Genomic DNA, 17,699 nt, shown 5'->3' with positions numbered 1-17,699 from the left:
TTATGACCATGAAACAAAGTAAAATCAAACCGAGTGATCTGAGGAAGCACCCGATGATCATGAAACGTTATTAAACACAAAAGTCACCCATGTGAGTTCTTGCCAGAAGCTGAAGTTAATCCTTCAACCTGGAAAACCCGCAGAGGTGACTTTTTCTATACATCTCGATTTTTCTGGCAATAATCATTAACCGATAAATATGTCTGTGAATCACCCAGCGACTCCGCTATGTCCATAATCCGCGGTGGTAGTAATCCCACTCGCTGGACAAGTTCGTGATTGCTGAACAATTCCCGTGGACTGCCGGCGAAGCCAAACTTCCCGTGTTCCATAACATACACCGACTCAAACTCGGCGGCGACCCAATCCATGTCATGGGTGATGGTCACAACTTGGTGGCCCGAATCAGCCAACTGATGGAAAATTGCGGTCAACTTGCGCCGGCTTTCCCAATCAAGCGACATCATCGGCTCATCAAATAAATAAATCGCCGGATCCACTGCCAAAACTGTGGCAACGCTCAACAGCTTGCGTTCCGACAATGACAGGTCATATGGACTTTCAGCTGTTTTATCATCCAAGCCAACTCTTTTTAGAGCCGCTAAAGCCCGCCTCGTAATCGTGTCGTGGTCATCCATGACCTGCGCGACATTCCACTCCACCTCTCGTTGAACGGTCGGGTTGAAAAGCTGATCGTCAGGATTCTGAAAAGTAATCCCAACCTTCAATAACTTTTCGACTGGTTTAAGATCATTAAAATTTTCTCCATCGATCTTAATCACACCGGTTTGTGGTGTCAGCAAGCCCGTCAACAATTTGAAGAGCGTTGATTTGCCGGCACCATTTTGGCCGACAATCGCCACCATCGGATCGGCGAAGTGTTTGTCTTCAACATCCAAGCTAAAGGACCGTTCCGGATAAGTGAACGTCAGGTGGCTCAGTTCAATTGTGGACATAACGAACCTCCTTCAGATCAGCGTAATTCACCGGATACCGGCCATCAGCCAAGTGCCAATCCATTTTTTGAGCAAGTTGCTGGATTGTCGGGGCTGGAATCTGCCAGTCAGCTGCCAAATGATTAAACACCTCACCCGGCCTGCCCTGGGCTACCATTTGACCCTCGTGCAGCACCCACACAACGTCGGCGACTTCGCACAAATCGTCAATTTCACTGGTGACAATGAAGACAGTCGTCTCTTTGACTTGGGCCAGCCATTGGAAAAATTGCCGGCGGCCAAGGGGATCCATCTCACTGGTCGGATCATCCATAATCAAAACAGCCGGATTAGCCACAATCGCCGTGGCAATTGCCAACCGCTGGATCTGACCACCGGAAAGGCTCTCGGGACGCAAATTCAGCTGTTCAATCAGCCCCATTTGCGTGGCAACTTCTTCAACCCGTTTTTGAATCAGTCCTTCAGTCATTCCCTGATTAATCAAGTCAAAGGCGATTTCATCGGCAACCGTGTCTGCCAACCCGCTTAGTTGGCCAGCTGGATTTTGCAGTACAACTCCATTCATGGCATTATAAACGGGCCAATTGTCAGACACTCGCTGGCCAAACATGTGCCAATCGCCCTCAATCTCAGCAGACACAATTTTGGGAATGACCCCTGCCAGCACACGGCACAAAGTCGATTTGCCGGAGTGGCTATTCCCGATAATCCCAACCACCTGGCCGGTATGAACCTCCGCGTCAATCTGACGCAGTTGTGGTTGCTCAGTACCCGGATAACGGGTGGTCAAATTTTCAATTACAATCCGTTTATCTTCGTCCATATCTTCCACCCAATCAATAAAATTGCCAATCCAGTCAGACCAATGTGCAGCGTCCGCGACAGGCGATACACGCGCTGGGAGGTTCTGACAGTCCGGTTGAGATTATCAAAACCTCTCAGTTGGAGAGAAATCGACCGCGTCATCGATTGATCCAAGGTCTTAATCACCAATGGAATTAGAACCGGCAGGACTGACTTTAATTTCTGAATCAACGTTTTTTGCGGATTGGTTCCGCGAACTTTTTGTGCCTGCTGGATTTTCCGCATATTGCGCATCATTTCCGGCAAAATATAACACACCGACATCAGAACGTAGACGGTTTTATAAGACAATCCGGACAGTTCCAAATAGGCCGCGTTTTCTGAAATACTCGTGGTCACCATAAAAAAGCCACTGGTCAAAATAATCACCAATACTCGACAACCCAGAGTGGTGGCGTAAATCAGGCCTTCTTTGTAGAACGACACCCCAAGCACAGAAAACAGCACAGTTTGATTCCGACTGTAAAATAACCCTTGGATGATCAGCATGGTGCAAATCAGAAACAGGCTGAATCCCAGCGCCTTAAAGGTGGTAGAACTCAATTTGGAAAATAACAATAGCAGTGTTGCGACAAGAATTAATCCGGCCTGAAGCAATAAATTCATACTGGCAAAGCTCAACAACGTCATGTCCAAGATGAACAAGAGCTTAGTAATCGGATCGATCACCTGGTACCACTTGAGCTTGACCCGTGGCGCTCCAGAAATCAATGTTTTATCAGTCATCATTTATCATCGCTAAAGAAGTGCACCATCCGCTTCGGCAGCTGACGATAGATGAAGAATGCCAGGTAGGCCACGCAGACTTTATCCAAAATATCCAAGACAAACTCATCGGTAAATGAGGCCAGCCACACTGGTGCATGATTGGCGACCATTACCGCAAACAATGAGTCACCCCAAGCGATACCGGTCTGACCACCCCAAAAGATGACATTGAGCGGCGTTGAAATGACAGCTGAAACGATGGCAATAATAATAGCAGAAACAAATACTCGTCGCGCTGACGAGAACCACCCATTGGCGTGCAAAACTCCGACAGCAATCCCAATTCCGATGCTGGTAATCGCATACACGGTTGAAATTGGCGATAAGGTCAGCCCATAGATCACGTTGTTGATGAAACCACTAATGGCACCGGCAACCGGCCCAGCCAACATGCTGGTAAGAAAGGTTCCCAAAGACCCCAGCCAAACGGGCAACTTTAACCCCTCCGCCAATGCTTTGGCAACATAGTTAATCCCCACGGCAGCGGGAATCAAAGTCATGGTGGCAGCACTTAACTTAAATTTCCACATACTGGTACGATGAATCGGTTCTGTTTTCATAATCTTCTCCTTTTGTTTTTAAAGAGCCGTGTCTGGATAGACTTTCGGACGCAACGCTCTATTATATATCTACTGAACTGTCTATACACAAGATTTCCATCCTTAGTCGACATGAGCTGGAAATCTTTATTTGTTAAGTAGTTCACAACACATTATACACCTAATTTCTGAATAGTCAAGTGTATTTACAGTAAAATTTTAGAAAATCCTAAAAATTTCCTCTTATTTTCCATTTAAAAATGAAAATCATTAATTCTGACACCCAAAAAGCCCAGACGAAATTGTCTGAGCATTCTTTTATCTAGTTGTTTAAGGGAGTTGAGTTCAGTATGTTTAAAGTCTCTGCCCCATCATTTCTTCAACAAACCTTGTTCTTGTAGAAACTCCTTGGCTACTTGTTCTGCTGACTTGCCTTCAACACCGACTTGGTAGTTGAGCTGGCTCATCTGGCTTTCAGTAATTTTACCAGCCAATTTATTGAGAACCGTCTCCAACTCAGGATGTTTCTTGAGAAGAGCTTCTTTCATTAGTGGAGCCCCTTGATAAGGTGGGAAGAGTTGTTTGTCATCCTCCAAGACCTGCAAATCATAACGCGCCAACTCTGCATCGGTCGAATAGGCATCCGTGATTTGAATATCACCTGACTGAATTGCCTGATAGCGAAGGGCTGGCTCCATGGTCGCCACATTGAGATTGAGACCATACATTGACTGCAAGCCTTTATTTCCATCTTCACGGTCATTAAACTCAAGTGTAAAGCCTGCCTTCAACTGCCCTTCCACTTTTTTCAAGTCCGAAATGGTCTTCAAGCCATATTCTTGAGCAATCTTTTTCGGAACAGCTACAGCGTAGGTATTTTGATAAGACATAGGTTTGAGATAAGCCAGATGATCCTGTTTGGCAATGCCATCACGCGCCACTTGATAAACCTGATCTGGCTCATGACCTACTTTAGGTGATGGCTGAAGTAAACTTTCAGTCACCGTACCAGTAAATTCAGGATAGATATCAATATCCCCTTTTTTCAGAGCTTCATAGAGGAAGCTTGTTTTCCCAAAATTCGGTTTAACAGTCGCAGTCATACTGGTATTCTCTTCAATCAGCAACTTATACATATTAGCCAAAATTTCTGGTTCTGGACCCAATTTCCCAGCAATAACCAAGTTTTCTTTCTCTTTTTGAGCTAAGAGGGCTGGACTATAAGACAAACCAAGCAATATTGTCACCAAGGCAAAACCAGAAAAAATCGTCCGCAATTTTGCCTTTTCCATCACTTTTAGTAGGAAATTAAAGGCAATGGCTAGCACTGCAGAAGAAATTGCCCCAATCAAAATCAGACTGGCATTATTACGGTCAATTCCCAAAAGGATAAAGGAACCCAGCCCCCCTGCCCCAATCAAGGCCGCCAAGGTTGCTGTACCGATAATTAAGACCGCTGCCGTCCGAATCCCAGACATGATAACAGGCATGGCAAGTGGAATTTCAAATTTCTTGAGACGCTCCCATCTGGTCATCCCAAAGGCAATCCCAGCCTCCTGCAGACTCGGATCAATTCCCTTCAGACCAGTGATGGTATTTTGCAAAATCGGGAAAATAGCATAAATCACTAGAGCTGTCAAGGCCGGTAAGGTCCCAATTCCCATCAAGGGGATGAAGAGCCCCAACAAGGCAAGAGACGGGATGGTCTGGAAAATCCCTGCAATCTGTAAGACCCAATCCGCCAGCTTTTCATGATAACGAAGAAATACCGCTAAGGGGACTGCAATAAAAATAGCTAGTAACAAGGTCAAAAGTGACAACTGCAAATGTTGAGATAGAGCTGTCAACCAATCACTAAAACGATCCTGAAAAGTTGCAATTAAATTAGTCATGAACACTACCTCCAAACAAGTCTGCTACAAAGTCTGTTGCAGGCACTTTTAAAATCGTCTCGGGATTCGCCACCTGACGAATCTCTCCATCCTGCAAAACAGCAATACGATCACCTAATTTCAAAGCTTCATCCGTATCATGGGTCACAAAAATTGTTGTCATCCCAAACTCTTTATGCAATTCTTTCGTCAGAACCTGCAACTGTTTTCTCGAAATTGCATCTAGAGCTGAAAAGGGCTCATCCATGAGGAGGATCTTAGGCTGACCAATCATGGCACGGACAATCCCGACCCGTTGCTGTTCTCCACCAGATAATGCACTCGGAAGTCGATGCCCATACTCAGCTACTGGCAAGCCAACTTTAGCTAAAAGCTCTTCTGTTTTCTTCGCAATTTTTTCCTTAGTCCAGCCCTTCATCTCAGGAATCAGGGCAATATTTTCTGCAACCGTTAGATTGGGAAACAGAGCAATGGCCTGTAAAACATAACCAGTAGAAAGACGAAGTTCACGCTCATTATAGTCTTTGATGCGCTTGCCATCCATATAAATATTTCCATCAGTGGGTTCCAAAAGACGGTTAATCATCTTAATCATGGTCGTCTTACCGGACCCAGAAGGCCCAACTAAAACCATGAACTCCCCATTCTCAATCCGTAAATTGACATCTCTCAAAACATCCTTTTCTGTATAGCGTAGCGCTACATTTTTGTATTCAATCATTCTTTGTCCTCAATTTAAAACTTCCCTTGATTGGTCAAGTTACCAAACTTTTAATAACTAATTTACCCCATTCTAAACCCCATTTTCCTCCTCTTTCAGATTAGCCAAAATTCTTTCTTGAAAGGCTTCAAACTGACGAATTTCTTCCTCAGTGAATCCTTTATAAAAAATTGCATCCAACTTTTGACTAACACGATAGCCAACTTCTTTCTGGGACGAACCAAGTTCAGTCAAAACGACATACTTCTTTCTCTTGTCTATTCCACATGGACTGATGGTAACCAGGTTTTGCTCCTCAAGTTTCTTTATCATGGTTGTGAGCGTATTGTTGGTGAGACCAGTCGCCAGCGCAATATCTGTCGCAGTTGCACATCCAGTTTCACTATTCCATAAAACAGTGAGAATCTTGCCCTGCTCACTTCGATAAAGAGCCTCCGGATCCTGACTCAGTAACTTTTGAAAAATCCGCCCATTCAGCAAACGAATATGATGGGCAACTAAATGACTATCTTTCATGACCTCTCCATTTTATTTCTATATCGAATTGTTTTTATTGTAACACCTGTCGTTCCATCTGTCAACTATTTCGACTTGGAAATAATTTCTACCAACAAAAAAGACCTCCTACCTAAAGTAGAAGATCTCTAATCTTGATCAACTTAATCTGTCATTTCGGACACCAGTGTTCGATGTTCCAGTGGTAGACTGCACATAACCAGCAAGAAGATGAATCCTGACTGTATCCAGAAGAGAGCCAAGTCAAAAATTCCATGTACAGCGACTACTGTAAGGAAGGAGAGATAAAGACCGATAATTGGTCGTTTACCAGACTCCTGACTCATATCCATCATCATGTGAACCGGGATAACCGAAGAAATGGATAGAAGAATGGTTCCAATCAAACCATAACTTAAAATAGTATCGATGTAAAGACTATGCGCGTGCTCGTGGTAAGGTGCATGAATTCTCGGATAAGAATTCATATAGGTCAGTGGTCCCTCGCCCCAGATCGGATTTTGTTTAAACAAAGTCATACCCGCATTCCAAATTGAAACACGCTCCTCCATTGAAGAATCTAGCGTTCCCATACGGACTCCCAAATCGCTTGAGAAGAGGAAACAAAGTCCAATCCCGAAAACTCCAATACTGAGCCAGAAGGCACGCCAGTTTTTAATGGTTGTAAAAAGATAAATGATTGCACCAGCAATGATGGCAGGAAAGGCCGTCCTATTTTGCGTAAAATTCAAACCAAATAGATTCACAAAACCTGCTAGCACACAAAAGATTTTTAACCATCTTAACTTCGTCGTTGTAAAGAGATAAAAAGCTATCATGATACAGAAGCAACAGATAATCCCATAGTAGTTAGGATTAAAGAAGGTGACCTCTGCACGGTTTTGGTGCCATACTTGCATATTGGGCGAAAGAAAGGCGTAGTTAAATTTCTTTACAATTTGAAAATGCTCCAAAGTAGCAAAAGCCGCAGAGAGCACACTACCAAACAAGATTGTCTGCAGAATCAGTCGAAAGAAAGCATGCGTCAGACGTTTCTGGTAAAAACTAAAGAAAATGAGGAAGAGAAACATCAGTAAAGATGCAACCAATCCAAGCCAGTTCTTGGCGACGATAGAGATGATACTACTGTAGGCAATAAAAAAGAGAAGTACAGGATGTTTGGCCAATCCTTTAATAATTCCCTTCATCTCCCCAGTAACAAGTAAACCTATCAAATATAAAGCAAAGAGGGCTAAGAACAAATAAAAAGGTAAAAAGATACTTATGATCATCAAATACAAAAAGAAATCTTTTTTCGAAAGCCCTCTTATCTTATCCAGTAATCCAATTGATTTCAAAACGGATCCTTTCTGTTCTGGATTTCTCCAGAAGATAAATGCTAAACTATCTTTATATTCTACCATTTTTTCCGTCATTTGGGAACAATGAACACGTTTTCACTACAAAAAATTCTGTCAGCAATATAGCACTAGAACTGAATATTTCTGCCGTTTTCCACTACTTGATAGGTCTGACTCTGCAAATCAATTTCTGCTACTGCTGTTACGGACTTGTCTTTATTTTGACGTTTGATTACAATGCTGTGAGCTGTTGGTGTTTCAACGTCAATAGTTCCTTCTAGGTCAAAGGCCTCTGATTGATTACGGAAAGAAAATAGATTGAGAAGAGACTTCACCACAGGACGTTGAACTTCTTCTGCTATTTCCTCGTTGCTATAGTAATGACGATTAATATTTCGACCTTCTTTGGTTTCTTCTAACAATTTCAAGTCATTTTTTCCTGCTAATAGACCCACATAGTAAACCTGAGGAATGCCTGGAGCAAAAGCTTGAATCAGACGAGCGAGGAAATACTTGACATCATCATCTCCAAGCGCAGAATAGTAGGTTGAATTGATTTGGTAGATATCTAGATTGTTATACTCTGCACTGGAGTACTTACGTTTGACATTCGCTCCTACCTTATAGAGTTCATTTGAAGCATAGTCAATTTCCTCATCAGTCAGGATATCTTTGACATCCACCACTCCAATTCCATCATGGGTATCTAGTGTCGTAAATTGCTTCATCGGGCTCATCTTTAACCACTTTGCCAAGCGCTCTGTTCTGGAACTGTAAAGAGTATAAAGGGTCACCATTGGAAGGGCAAAATCGTAAACATAGTAATCATGGTCCGCTATTTTAAACTGAATCGAATAGTGTTCATGAATCTCAGGTAAGAGCTCTGTCCCATACTCAGCAGCGATATCTCGAACTTTGTCCAATAAATCCCAAATATCTGGTTCTACAAAGAAATCATTGGTATCCAATTTCTTCACTGCATAAGCAAAGGCATCTAGACGAATCAAATCACACCCATTACTTGCCAAGTGCTGAATGGTCTTACGGATAAATTTCATCGTTACTTCTTTAGTCACATCAAGATCAATCTGCTCCTCACCAAAAGTATTCCACAAATGTTCTACTGAACCATCTGCAAAAACGATCTCCTGTTTTGGTGCACGATCCTTGCGCTTGTAAATTAAATCTACATCAGCTTGTGTCGGACGATTTTCCGGCCAAAACTTGTCCCAGTTTAGAAAGAGATCTTTAAATTCACTAGCTTCATGTTTTTCTTGATAGTCCTTATAATATTTAGATTGACGAGAAATATGGTTAATCATAAAGTCAAACATAAGATAATATTTCTCACCTAAACGCTTAACATCCTCCCAATAACCAAAAGCTGGATCCACTTCGTCATAGTCAACAGGCGCAAATCCACGATCACCTGTTGACGGGAAAAATGGCAGAAGGTGAACTCCCCCAATAGCATCGCCAAAATGTTCTTCCAAATTCTCATACAAGTCTTTAAGGTTATTTCCAAGACTATCTGAGTAAGTAATCAACATAGTTTTATTTTGAATGGTCATAGATGGTCTCCTTTTTCTGATGAAAGCCAAGTCTTATATGACCTGGCTTCGTAAATGAAAGATATTTTTAGATTTTTGTTCAGTACTAATATAGACTGCAAGCAACTAAGTACTACTTTCTTTTTTCTACATAGAATTGTAAACAAGCTGAACTGTTCATCTATGTATGGAATTATAAATTCCCTAAGCACTTTCTTACTTCACTGCCCCGTTACTCATTCCTGAAATGATATGTTTTTGGAAGATGAGGTAGACAATGGTTATCGTTACAATTCCCACAATATAAGATGCAAAACTTGGGCCATAGTCATTGAAGTACTGACCTTGGTAGTTGTACTGGAAGAGAGGCAAAGTCCACATCTTGGAATCCTTATTCAGAATCAAGAGTGGCAACATAAAGTCATTCCAGAACCAGAGAGCATTGATAATCAAAGTTGTCGCATGCATGGGCTTCAACATTGGAAAAATGATTCGACGATAAATTGTAAAACGATCAGCCCCATCAATTTCCGCAGCTTCATCCAAACTATCAGGTACACTGATTTTTATATAACCAACATACAAGAAGAGAGTCTGTGGAATAGCATAAGTTAGGTAGAGTATTACTAGCCCCCACATATTTGCTAGACCGAGTTTACTCATCATAACTGTGATGGGAATCATAATCACCTGAAATGGAACAAATATCCCTAAGATCAAGAGCGAATACATAATTGCAAAGGCTTTTTTCTTGGACATATTTCGAGCAATGGAATAAGCTGCAGCTGGTATAAAGAAAGCCACTACAATCAATGATAACACCGTAATAACTGCTGAATTCCAGAAATAGCCTCCAATTCCATCAGAAATTAATCGTTCATAATTACTTAAGGTAAAAGGATTGGGCAAACTAAAGAAATGATTCATGATATCCTTAGTTGTTTTGAAAGAACTAAATACTGTTACCAACAAAGGAACAAGTATAAGAATACCACCGACTATCAAGAGGACATATTTCCAAAACTGATTCAATTTTTCTTCTTTTTTCATGTGTAGGACTCCTCTATTAGATTTCAAATTTCTTTGATAGTTTGATTTGGATAAGAGAAACAATTCCAATAATTAAGAATAAAATCAAGGCAATTGCATTCGCATATCCATATTGATTACTCTTGAAAGCATAGTTGTAGACTAAAAGTCCAAGAGACGTTGTAGCATTATTTGGACCACCACTTGTCAATGCAAAAATCTGGTCAAAGGCTGTCAAACCGGACTTAAGAGCCAGAATAAAAACCATAGAAATCGTTGGCAGCAAATAGGGTAATTCAATCTTCCAAAAGGTTTGTTTACTTGTTGCACCATCAATTGATGCCGCCTCCAAAATATCATTTGGAATACTCTGAAGACCAGCAAGAAAGAGAATAATTGGCATTGCTACTCCTTGCCATAGAAGAACAAAAATAGTTGCTACTACCGCTCCGACAGGTGTTCCTAATAGACTCTCTTGTAAAAAACCAATCCCTAAAATTCTTCCAATCGTTGGAAGACCATAGTTGAAGAATTGTTTAAAAATCAAAGAAACTGTCAAACCAGATAAAACAGCTGGGAAAAAGAACCAAGCTCTAAAGAAGGTCTGTCCCTTCATCTTAGAATTTAAGGCTCGTGCCACAACCATCCCAATCGTGATCTCTCCAATAATCAATGCCAGAGTTAAAACCAAAGTAAAAGCAATCGCTGTGAAGAATTTCCCATCAATCATCAGCAATTTGTAGTTATTCAAACCAACAAATTTATAATTATAGGTCAATCCAGTCCAGTTAGTCAAACTATAGAAAGCGCCTTGTACCATTGGAAAGTAAAAGAAGATAGCTTGTAAAGCAAGCGGGATGAGCAAAAATGTCCAACCCCAGTATTTATTTAAAAATTTTCGAATAGCCATATCATCTTAACTCCTATTCTAGTCCAAATCTGCCTTCATTGGATTAAAGAAAGCATTGAGATTGTTTGCCATATTTTTCAGATTTTTATCCATCAGATAACCTGCGCTTAGATTAAAAAAGTCTTCTTCAGAGTTCCAGCGTTGGCCCAACCAAACATAATGTTTGTCCGTAAAGGCCAGTTTAGAAATATCTGCAAGAGCTGAATCTTCTTTTTCCTGTATGCCTTTCACCGCAACTGGTGATCCATCTACATCATAGTATGACTGCATAGCTTTTGGACTAGTCATATAGCTGATAAATTCTTCGGTTTCTTTCGGATGTTTGGTAGTAGCTGAAATTGATAATGCCATGTCCCCTGCACCAACAGTGACTTCTTTTCCTACTTCTTCTCCTGGAAAGGCAAACATCCCCACCTCAAATTTTGGATCCTGTTGATTAATTGCCGCTAATGCCCATGAACCTTGTGGCATCATCAAAGCTGTTTCACTCGAAAATGCTACCACCGCATCATTATAAGAAGCACCACGCCAACCATCTTGAGCATTATCTGCTAATAAATCGAGACGTTCCGCATCTGCTTTTAAAATAGCATCATCAGCAGAAATAGCATTTGGTTTTGAAAAGCGAAGATAGTTATTAGCCGCGTCTCCACTACCCGTAAGGGTAATGAGAGAAAGTTGGTGGTAACCATTTAATGTCCAGCCTTCATTGCCTGCAACCGCAAACGGAGAATTTCCACTATCTTTTATCTTTTTAACAATCTCTTGAAACTCTTTAAAAGTCTTCGGTTCCTCAAGCCCTAATTCTTTAAACTTCGTTTTATTGTAATAGATTCCATAAAGGTTGGCTGTTAATGGCACACTATAAATCTTGTTATTGATTGCATACTTTTCGGCATAGTCATTCTTGATGTTCTCAAGATAGGGTTTTCCCGTCATATCTGCAAAATAGCCTGCCTTCGCCCACTCCTGAAAATCCATATTTTGAGGATAGATATTAATAATATCTGGAACATCTCCTGATAAAATCCGAGTCTTTAGCACAATTCCAGCTGAAGGTACTGTAGTCAGCTTCACATCAATATTAGGGTGTTCCTTTTCAAAATCATCCACTATCCTTTGCAAGGTATCTGCCATCTCGGTCTTCTGGTTAAAAAACTCAATCGTTACCTTGCCATCAGCTGACTTCTCTTGACTACTACAGGCTGACAGTCCCAAAAGGCAGAGTCCTGTAGTAGCAATTAAGCTCATCTTTTTATACCATCTCATGATTCTATCTCCTTATCTTCTAATGAAATGTAACTGCCTGCTGAGATAATCTCCCTGTGGAAGCCCCATAGTAATACCCGCATACATGAGTTCTGCACCTGAGTAAACTACACCATTTTCCTGTAATTCATACCGTCCCTCTTCATCCAAATCTTTTAACTTTAAAGTTGTTTCTATTGTTTCCACAACTGATAGGACTCGAACGTAGGTTACAATCGTTTGATTTCCATAGTTAAATTGTACAGCTGCTTCATTGGATTCAGCATTGGGATTGATTAACCTATACTGTTTTCCCAACTGGACTACTGGTCGCAATTCTTTATACAAGTTCACCTGATTAGCAATCTCAGCTTTCTCATCATCTGATAAACTTGTCAAATCAAGCTCATACCCAAGATTTCCCATCATTGCTACATGACCACGAGTTTCCAATGGTGTCATTCGTCTCATCTGATGATTCGGTACAGCTGACACATGAGCTCCCATAGAAATGGTTGGATAGAGATAAGATGATCCATACTGTATAGGTAAACGTGCTATGGCATCAGTATTATCACTAGCCCAGACTTGTGGGAAATAGCGCATCATACCAAGATCATTTCGTCCACCACCACCAGAGCAGGACTCAAAGAGAATATGACTGTGTTTCTTTGTCAGATAAGAAACGAGTTCGTAAAGCCCCAACATATACTGATGAGACTGCATCTGGGTTTCCAGATAAACTGAACCATTCCCCAGATTAGTAATATTACGATTCATATCCCATTTGATGTAGTCAATTTTATGATGAGAGAGGAGTTCATCTAAAACATTTTTCAAATATCCTAATACCTGGGGATTGGCAAGATTAAGTACTAATTGATTTCGAGAGTAAGTATGCTCATAACCTGGAACCTGAATAGCCCAGTCAGGATGTTTACGATACAAGTCGCTATCAACGGAAATCATCTCAGGTTCTAACCAAAGCCCAAACTGCAAACCTCTTTCATGGATAGCTGAAATCAGACTTTCTAGACTTCCACCCAATTTTTTCTCATTAACAACCCAATCACCTAAAGCACGATTATCATCAAAGCGATTACCAAACCACCCATCATCTAATACAAAAAGTTCTATTCCAACTTTCTTAGCTTCATCTGCTAATTCTAACAGTTTTTCTCTCTGAAAGTCAAAGTAAGTAGCTTCCCAGTTATTGATAAGAATTGGGCGTTCTTTTTTAGAAAATTTACTTGGCATAATGTGCTTAAGTACAAAATTCTGACTTTCATGACTGATACCGGTTAATCCCTTATCTGAATAGGCCACTAAAGCTACCGGTGTTTCAAAGTTTTCCTTAGGATCCAACTTCCAAGAAAAATTTTCTGGATTAATCCCAATAGCCACCCGAACTTCATTCAGTTGATTTTTTTGGACAAAAGCTTCGAAGTTTCCACTATACATCAGTTGAATAGCAAACACATTCCCAGCATCCTCTGTAGCTCCTTGATCACATAGTAGAAGAGCTGGTGTTTGAGCATGCCCAGAAGCTCCACGGTTCGAACTAATTGAAAAGATTCCTTGCTCTACCTGTTGACGTCGGACAGTCTTTTCACGAGCATAAGCTCCCTGTAAAGTCACTATTTCGTAAGCTGCAGCAGGAAAATCAGCCATAAAAGAAAAGTCCTTATGAATGACAACTTCCTGATTACTATTATTCTCCAATTTGCTATAACTAGCAATTGTCGCATCATTATCAAAAGCTGTATAATACAAAGTCAGACTAAGTTTAGCTTGAGGATCTTCTAAAATCAAGACAAGCGTCTCTGTATCATCCATGCTGTGAGGAGAAGGTAAGCCCTGTGGACCATTCTGACCTTTTAAAATCTTTGCTTCTACAAATCGAAAGTCTGTTACTTCAGTTGCATCATGCTGAATCTGTAAAGTTGGTTTTCTAAAGTCACCCAAACCATGTTGTCCAAAAATTTGACGTTGCGTATCCAAACTAAAGGTGCGATTAGTAGCTGTTGGATTACCTGAAAAAGCATGATCGCGTTCATAAACACTATTAGAACCTCTATAGTTCTTAATAGTCTTTCCTAAATGTTTTAATAATAAGTACCCATCCCTATTTTCAATAATCAAACTTAAACCTTTACTCTCAACGTAAAATAGATTATTCTCTATCCGAATTCCCATAAATTGTACCTCATCCATTTCTTGATAAAATTTTAGCAAATAAAAGCGCTTTCTAAAATAGAAAAATGTCTCTAAAGTATGGTAAAATGTTAGGTAGGAGGTGGCCCATGCTCGTTTTTTCAGAATACCAGACTGGAACAATTGATCTCTCTCTTAGCTTCTACGGTTATGAAGAATGCACGCCTAACTACTCTTTTGGCCCAGCTATTCGAGATACCTATGTACTACATTACATTACTAAAGGAAAAGGTCAGTTCCATTATAATGGGAAAATTGTTGATTTAAAGACAGGAGATTTCTTTTTACTAAAACCAGATGAATTAACATTCTATCAAGCAGATAGCCAGGATCCTTGGGCTTACTACTGGTTGGGGATCTCCGGAGGGAGGGCACCTGACTACTTTGCTCTATCTCAAATTTCTGACCAATCCTACCTCATCCAGTCAAATAACTGTCATACACAAACAACTGCAAAACTCATCTCAGATATTGTCCGCTTCGCTCAGATTACAAAATCAAATGAATTGGCTCAACTCCACATCATGGGACAACTCCATGAACTAATGTTTCATCTAGGAACTATTGCTCCCAAACAGAAAAAAGAGAATATTTCATCAACCCACCAACTCTATCTTGACTGCAAACAATTAATTGATAGTCACTATCCACAATCGCTCACCATTCAAGATTTAGCTAAAGAGCTATCGGTTCATAGAAGTTACTTAACTAGTGTGTTTAAAGAGTTTCACCAACTCTCTCCAAAAGAGTATTTACTTTTCGTTCGAATGAAGCGCGCTCAACAGTTACTAGAACACACCAATGAAACGATCAAAGTCATTGCATATTCTGTGGGTTTTTCAGATCCACTACATTTCTCAAAAGCCTACAAGCAGTATTTTCATAAAACACCTAGTCAAACTCGAAAAGAATACTCTCATTCCCTCTCAGCTAGAAAGGAAAATCAATGAAATCACACCAACTAGTTTACCAAATATTAGCTAGAGAAAACGATTATGTTAGCGGAGAAAAAATCGGAGAAGAACTGAATTTAAGCCGCACGTCCATATGGAAAGCAATCCAACGTCTTCAACAAGAAGGCCTAGAAATTGACAGTATCAAAAATAGAGGCTACAAGCTTATTCAAGGCGACCTGATATTGCCTGATTTGATTCAAGAGAAAACCAACTTAATCGTTCACTACAAACCTGAGACCAAATCAACCCAAACAGATGCAAAAGAAGGAATTGAAGCTGGAAACAAAGGAAATACACTCTATCTTTCAACCTGTCAAACAGCAGGTCGTGGACGCTTTCAACGTCCCTACTATTCCCCATCTCAGGGAGGCATCTATATGTCCCTGCATATTCAACCAAACCTTCACTACGAAAAGCTCCCATCCTATACTCTCCTTGTAGCTGCTGCAGTCTACAAAGCCATTAAAAACCTAACTATGATAGAAGTAGATATCAAATGGGTAAATGACATCTACTTTAAAAATAAAAAAATAGCAGGTATCCTCACCGAAGCAATGACATCAGTTGAGACAGGCTTGGTTACAGATGTCATTATCGGACTTGGAATAAACTTTGCTATAGAAGACTTCCCAGAAGACCTAAAAGAAAAAGCAGGTAGCCTATTTATGCCACCTGCACCTATCACACGAAACGAACTAATCTCAGAAATTTGGCGTTGTTTCTACCAAACAGCACCTGAAGAACTACTCTACCTTTATAAAGAACACTCTCTTGTTCTAGGAAGAGAGGTCAGTTTTATCCAAGATCAGACTAAAAAAAAAGGAGTCGCCAAGGACATCTCCGACAAAGGACAACTCCTTATTCAGCTTGATGACCAGACAGAAATCTGGCTCAATAGTGGTGAAATCTCACTCACTAGCTGGGCTTAACAAACAGCACTATATGATGTCTAGAATCTCATCTAGCAAGCATATAGTGCTGTTTGAATGTAGAAAGTAACAGATATATAAATAGCTAGCTTCCTATCAACAATTTACAGGTGGATAGCTTTTGAGGCATTCTTTTTATATGCCGTGCTATGTACCAAAGAAGCTCCATAGCAGTGATTCTCATATTCAAGCATAATCAATGGCAGCGCAAAAACTTTAACAGCATATAAAAGCACCCAAAACATAAAGACTTCAGCTTTTATATTCACCAAATTTTTACTAAACATCTCATACAAGAACCATGCATTTAAAGCCATATTGAAGAGACTTGCTAACGTTGCTAAGACTATATTGGTTTTCAATTTTGGATGATAACATTTAGCCACATATAAGGCCAATAATGAAATATTATAAAGGCAAATCGGCTGGTAATTTTTCCTATAAATAACCAGCGTCTTACGATTATAGAACAGGAAACCATGAGGTCCACGATGATATTCATTGATCCAGACATGGCTAAGACCTCTAATCTCATCCCAAGCTACAAACAAATCAATTTTTCTTAGATAAATCCCTTTTTTATGAATTGAACATTTCCATTTAAGCAAGAAGGATAGAAGAAAAGTAAGGAGCAAAACCACAACTGTAACAATCCTCAACTCCTCTTGCCCAACAATCAAGGATAGATTTAAAAAGCGAATTTGAGCTTCTGTTGTATCTAAGATCATCGAAATCCCAGTTAAAATCACTACAAATATAAATAGTATAAATCTATAAAAAATACTACAAAATTTTATTCCATTTTTCATATAGAATCACCTAATATCTCAAAATCTTTATTCCCATTATAGCACTAAACCTAGCAAAGCTGTTGCTATATTAAAAATTTTTTCTCACTATTATTTTAAAAGAAATACAAACAAAAAAAAAAGAGCTTACTAGCTCTATAAGTACGGAGAATGGGGGATTCGAACCCCCGCGCCAGTTACCCGACCTAACGATTTAGCAAACCGTCCTCTTCAGCCTCTTGAGTAATTCTCCTATTAATGGGCACGAGTGGACTCGAACCACCGACCTCACGCTTATCAGGCGTGCGCTCTAACCACCTGAGCTACGCGCCCAAGTTAAAAACTTGGTAATTTGAACAAAGTTCAAAGCGGGTGACGAGAATCGAACTCGCGACAACAGCTTGGAAGGCTGTAGTTTTACCACTAAACTACACCCGCATAAAGAATCCCATAAAATGGCGCGAGACGGAATCGAACCG

General features: G+C 40.3%; 16 protein-coding genes and 4 tRNA genes (1 of these 20 cut by a window edge). 2 read left to right on the top strand and 18 right to left on the bottom strand.

Going from position 1 to position 17,699, the window contains the following annotated elements; translation table 11 throughout:
• Positions 1 to 155 precede the first annotated feature (155 nt).
• The 13 genes from GOM47_RS02235 to GOM47_RS02175 all read right to left on the bottom strand — a co-directional run bounded on the left by GOM47_RS02235 (position 156) and on the right by GOM47_RS02175 (position 14,529).
• A complete protein-coding gene (locus GOM47_RS02235; RefSeq protein ID WP_000103848.1) occupies positions 156 to 956 on the bottom strand; it encodes an energy-coupling factor ABC transporter ATP-binding protein in 801 nt (266 codons plus the stop codon).
• Positions 943 to 1,779: an ABC transporter ATP-binding protein gene (locus GOM47_RS02230; RefSeq protein WP_235080923.1), complete on the bottom strand. Its 837-nt coding sequence runs from the start codon at positions 1,777 to 1,779 to the stop codon at positions 943 to 945. The genes GOM47_RS02235 and GOM47_RS02230 overlap by 14 nt, the downstream gene beginning before the upstream one ends.
• The gene (locus GOM47_RS02225; RefSeq protein ID WP_000130448.1) at positions 1,755 to 2,546 is read right to left on the bottom strand and encodes an energy-coupling factor transporter transmembrane component T; all 792 of its coding nucleotides are present in this window, start codon (positions 2,544 to 2,546) and stop codon (positions 1,755 to 1,757) included. Before GOM47_RS02225 ends, GOM47_RS02230 begins: the two co-directional genes overlap by 25 nt.
• Positions 2,546 to 3,148: a hypothetical protein gene (locus GOM47_RS02220; protein WP_000846130.1), complete on the bottom strand. Its 603-nt coding sequence runs from the start codon at positions 3,146 to 3,148 to the stop codon at positions 2,546 to 2,548. The genes GOM47_RS02225 and GOM47_RS02220 overlap by 1 nt, the downstream gene beginning before the upstream one ends.
• 350 nt (positions 3,149 to 3,498) lie before the next feature.
• Complete coding sequence (locus tag GOM47_RS02215; RefSeq protein ID WP_235080922.1) at positions 3,499 to 5,019, bottom strand: ABC transporter permease/substrate-binding protein; 1,521 nt, start codon at positions 5,017 to 5,019, stop codon at positions 3,499 to 3,501.
• Positions 5,012 to 5,740, bottom strand: a complete 729-nt coding sequence (locus tag GOM47_RS02210; RefSeq protein ID WP_235080921.1) for an ABC transporter ATP-binding protein — start codon at positions 5,738 to 5,740, stop codon at positions 5,012 to 5,014. Before GOM47_RS02210 ends, GOM47_RS02215 begins: the two co-directional genes overlap by 8 nt.
• Before the next feature lie 72 nt (positions 5,741 to 5,812).
• On the bottom strand, positions 5,813 to 6,256 hold the full coding sequence (locus GOM47_RS02205; protein WP_235080920.1) for a MarR family transcriptional regulator: 444 nt from the start codon (positions 6,254 to 6,256) through the stop codon (positions 5,813 to 5,815).
• A 143-nt stretch (positions 6,257 to 6,399) separates the two neighbouring features.
• Complete coding sequence (locus GOM47_RS02200; protein ID WP_235081267.1) at positions 6,400 to 7,593, bottom strand: O-antigen ligase family protein; 1,194 nt, start codon at positions 7,591 to 7,593, stop codon at positions 6,400 to 6,402.
• 131 nt (positions 7,594 to 7,724) lie between these two features.
• A complete protein-coding gene (gtfA, locus tag GOM47_RS02195; RefSeq protein WP_235080919.1) occupies positions 7,725 to 9,167 on the bottom strand; it encodes a sucrose phosphorylase in 1,443 nt (480 codons plus the stop codon).
• Positions 9,168 to 9,362: 195 nt separating this feature from the next.
• Positions 9,363 to 10,196 (bottom strand): carbohydrate ABC transporter permease, encoded by an 834-nt coding sequence (locus GOM47_RS02190; RefSeq protein WP_000711270.1) that lies wholly within the window; start codon positions 10,194 to 10,196, stop codon positions 9,363 to 9,365.
• Positions 10,197 to 10,212: 16 nt separating this feature from the next.
• Positions 10,213 to 11,085, bottom strand: coding sequence for a carbohydrate ABC transporter permease (locus GOM47_RS02185; protein ID WP_235080918.1), 873 nt, complete (start codon positions 11,083 to 11,085; stop codon positions 10,213 to 10,215).
• Between the two features lie 18 nt (positions 11,086 to 11,103).
• Positions 11,104 to 12,354: an extracellular solute-binding protein gene (locus GOM47_RS02180; protein ID WP_235080917.1), complete on the bottom strand. Its 1,251-nt coding sequence runs from the start codon at positions 12,352 to 12,354 to the stop codon at positions 11,104 to 11,106.
• A gap of 12 nt (positions 12,355 to 12,366) precedes the next feature.
• On the bottom strand, positions 12,367 to 14,529 hold the full coding sequence (locus GOM47_RS02175) for an alpha-galactosidase (RefSeq protein ID WP_235080916.1): 2,163 nt from the start codon (positions 14,527 to 14,529) through the stop codon (positions 12,367 to 12,369).
• 107 nt (positions 14,530 to 14,636) lie between these two features.
• On the opposite strand from GOM47_RS02175, the gene GOM47_RS02170 reads away from it, so the two are divergent.
• Both GOM47_RS02170 and birA read left to right on the top strand, forming a co-directional pair.
• Positions 14,637 to 15,497 carry an AraC family transcriptional regulator gene (locus GOM47_RS02170; protein ID WP_235080915.1) on the top strand — a complete coding sequence of 287 codons (861 nt, stop codon included), beginning with the start codon at positions 14,637 to 14,639 and terminating at the stop codon, positions 15,495 to 15,497.
• The gene (gene birA / locus GOM47_RS02165) at positions 15,494 to 16,432 is read left to right on the top strand and encodes a bifunctional biotin--[acetyl-CoA-carboxylase] ligase/biotin operon repressor BirA (protein WP_235080914.1); all 939 of its coding nucleotides are present in this window, start codon (positions 15,494 to 15,496) and stop codon (positions 16,430 to 16,432) included. Before GOM47_RS02170 ends, birA begins: the two co-directional genes overlap by 4 nt.
• 104 nt (positions 16,433 to 16,536) lie before the next feature.
• On the opposite strand, the gene GOM47_RS02160 is transcribed toward birA, so the two are convergent.
• From GOM47_RS02160 to GOM47_RS02140, 5 genes are all read right to left on the bottom strand, one after another.
• Positions 16,537 to 17,241: a hypothetical protein gene (locus GOM47_RS02160; protein ID WP_195216960.1), complete on the bottom strand. Its 705-nt coding sequence runs from the start codon at positions 17,239 to 17,241 to the stop codon at positions 16,537 to 16,539.
• A 144-nt stretch (positions 17,242 to 17,385) separates the two neighbouring features.
• Positions 17,386 to 17,473: transfer RNA gene (locus GOM47_RS02155), tRNA-Ser, on the bottom strand.
• Positions 17,474 to 17,479: 6 nt separating this feature from the next.
• Positions 17,480 to 17,553 (bottom strand) — tRNA-Ile (locus tag GOM47_RS02150).
• A 34-nt stretch (positions 17,554 to 17,587) separates the two neighbouring features.
• Positions 17,588 to 17,658: transfer RNA gene (locus GOM47_RS02145), tRNA-Gly, on the bottom strand.
• Positions 17,659 to 17,676: 18 nt separating this feature from the next.
• Positions 17,677 to 17,699 (bottom strand) — tRNA-Phe (locus GOM47_RS02140); it runs 50 nt beyond the window's last position.

It is taken from the genome of Streptococcus oralis, assembly GCF_021497945.1.
GTDB classification, from domain to species: Bacteria; Bacillota; Bacilli; order Lactobacillales; family Streptococcaceae; genus Streptococcus; species Streptococcus oralis_BR.
Note: the sequence above shows the minus strand (reverse complement) of the source record. Positions and strands in the feature narration are given on the sequence as shown.

What these genes read in the sequence shown, in the direction of transcription:
- GOM47_RS02235 (WP_000103848.1), bottom strand. Translation starts at nt 956, where the DNA reads ATGTCCACAATTGAACTGAGCCACCTGACGTTCACTTATCCGGAACGG.
- GOM47_RS02230 (WP_235080923.1), bottom strand. Translation starts at nt 1,779, where the DNA reads ATGGACGAAGATAAACGGATTGTAATTGAAAATTTGACCACCCGTTAT.
- GOM47_RS02225 (WP_000130448.1), bottom strand. Translation starts at nt 2,546, where the DNA reads ATGACTGATAAAACATTGATTTCTGGAGCGCCACGGGTCAAGCTCAAG.
- GOM47_RS02220 (WP_000846130.1), bottom strand. Translation starts at nt 3,148, where the DNA reads ATGAAAACAGAACCGATTCATCGTACCAGTATGTGGAAATTTAAGTTA.
- GOM47_RS02215 (WP_235080922.1), bottom strand. Translation starts at nt 5,019, where the DNA reads ATGACTAATTTAATTGCAACTTTTCAGGATCGTTTTAGTGATTGGTTG.
- GOM47_RS02210 (WP_235080921.1), bottom strand. Translation starts at nt 5,740, where the DNA reads ATGATTGAATACAAAAATGTAGCGCTACGCTATACAGAAAAGGATGTT.
- GOM47_RS02205 (WP_235080920.1), bottom strand. Translation starts at nt 6,256, where the DNA reads ATGAAAGATAGTCATTTAGTTGCCCATCATATTCGTTTGCTGAATGGG.
- gtfA (WP_235080919.1), bottom strand. Translation starts at nt 9,167, where the DNA reads ATGACCATTCAAAATAAAACTATGTTGATTACTTACTCAGATAGTCTT.
- GOM47_RS02190 (WP_000711270.1), bottom strand. Translation starts at nt 10,196, where the DNA reads ATGAAAAAAGAAGAAAAATTGAATCAGTTTTGGAAATATGTCCTCTTG.
- GOM47_RS02185 (WP_235080918.1), bottom strand. Translation starts at nt 11,085, where the DNA reads ATGGCTATTCGAAAATTTTTAAATAAATACTGGGGTTGGACATTTTTG.
- GOM47_RS02180 (WP_235080917.1), bottom strand. Translation starts at nt 12,354, where the DNA reads ATGAGATGGTATAAAAAGATGAGCTTAATTGCTACTACAGGACTCTGC.
- GOM47_RS02175 (WP_235080916.1), bottom strand. Translation starts at nt 14,529, where the DNA reads ATGGGAATTCGGATAGAGAATAATCTATTTTACGTTGAGAGTAAAGGT.
- GOM47_RS02170 (WP_235080915.1), top strand. Translation starts at nt 14,637, where the DNA reads ATGCTCGTTTTTTCAGAATACCAGACTGGAACAATTGATCTCTCTCTT.
- birA (WP_235080914.1), top strand. Translation starts at nt 15,494, where the DNA reads ATGAAATCACACCAACTAGTTTACCAAATATTAGCTAGAGAAAACGAT.
- GOM47_RS02160 (WP_195216960.1), bottom strand. Translation starts at nt 17,241, where the DNA reads ATGAAAAATGGAATAAAATTTTGTAGTATTTTTTATAGATTTATACTA.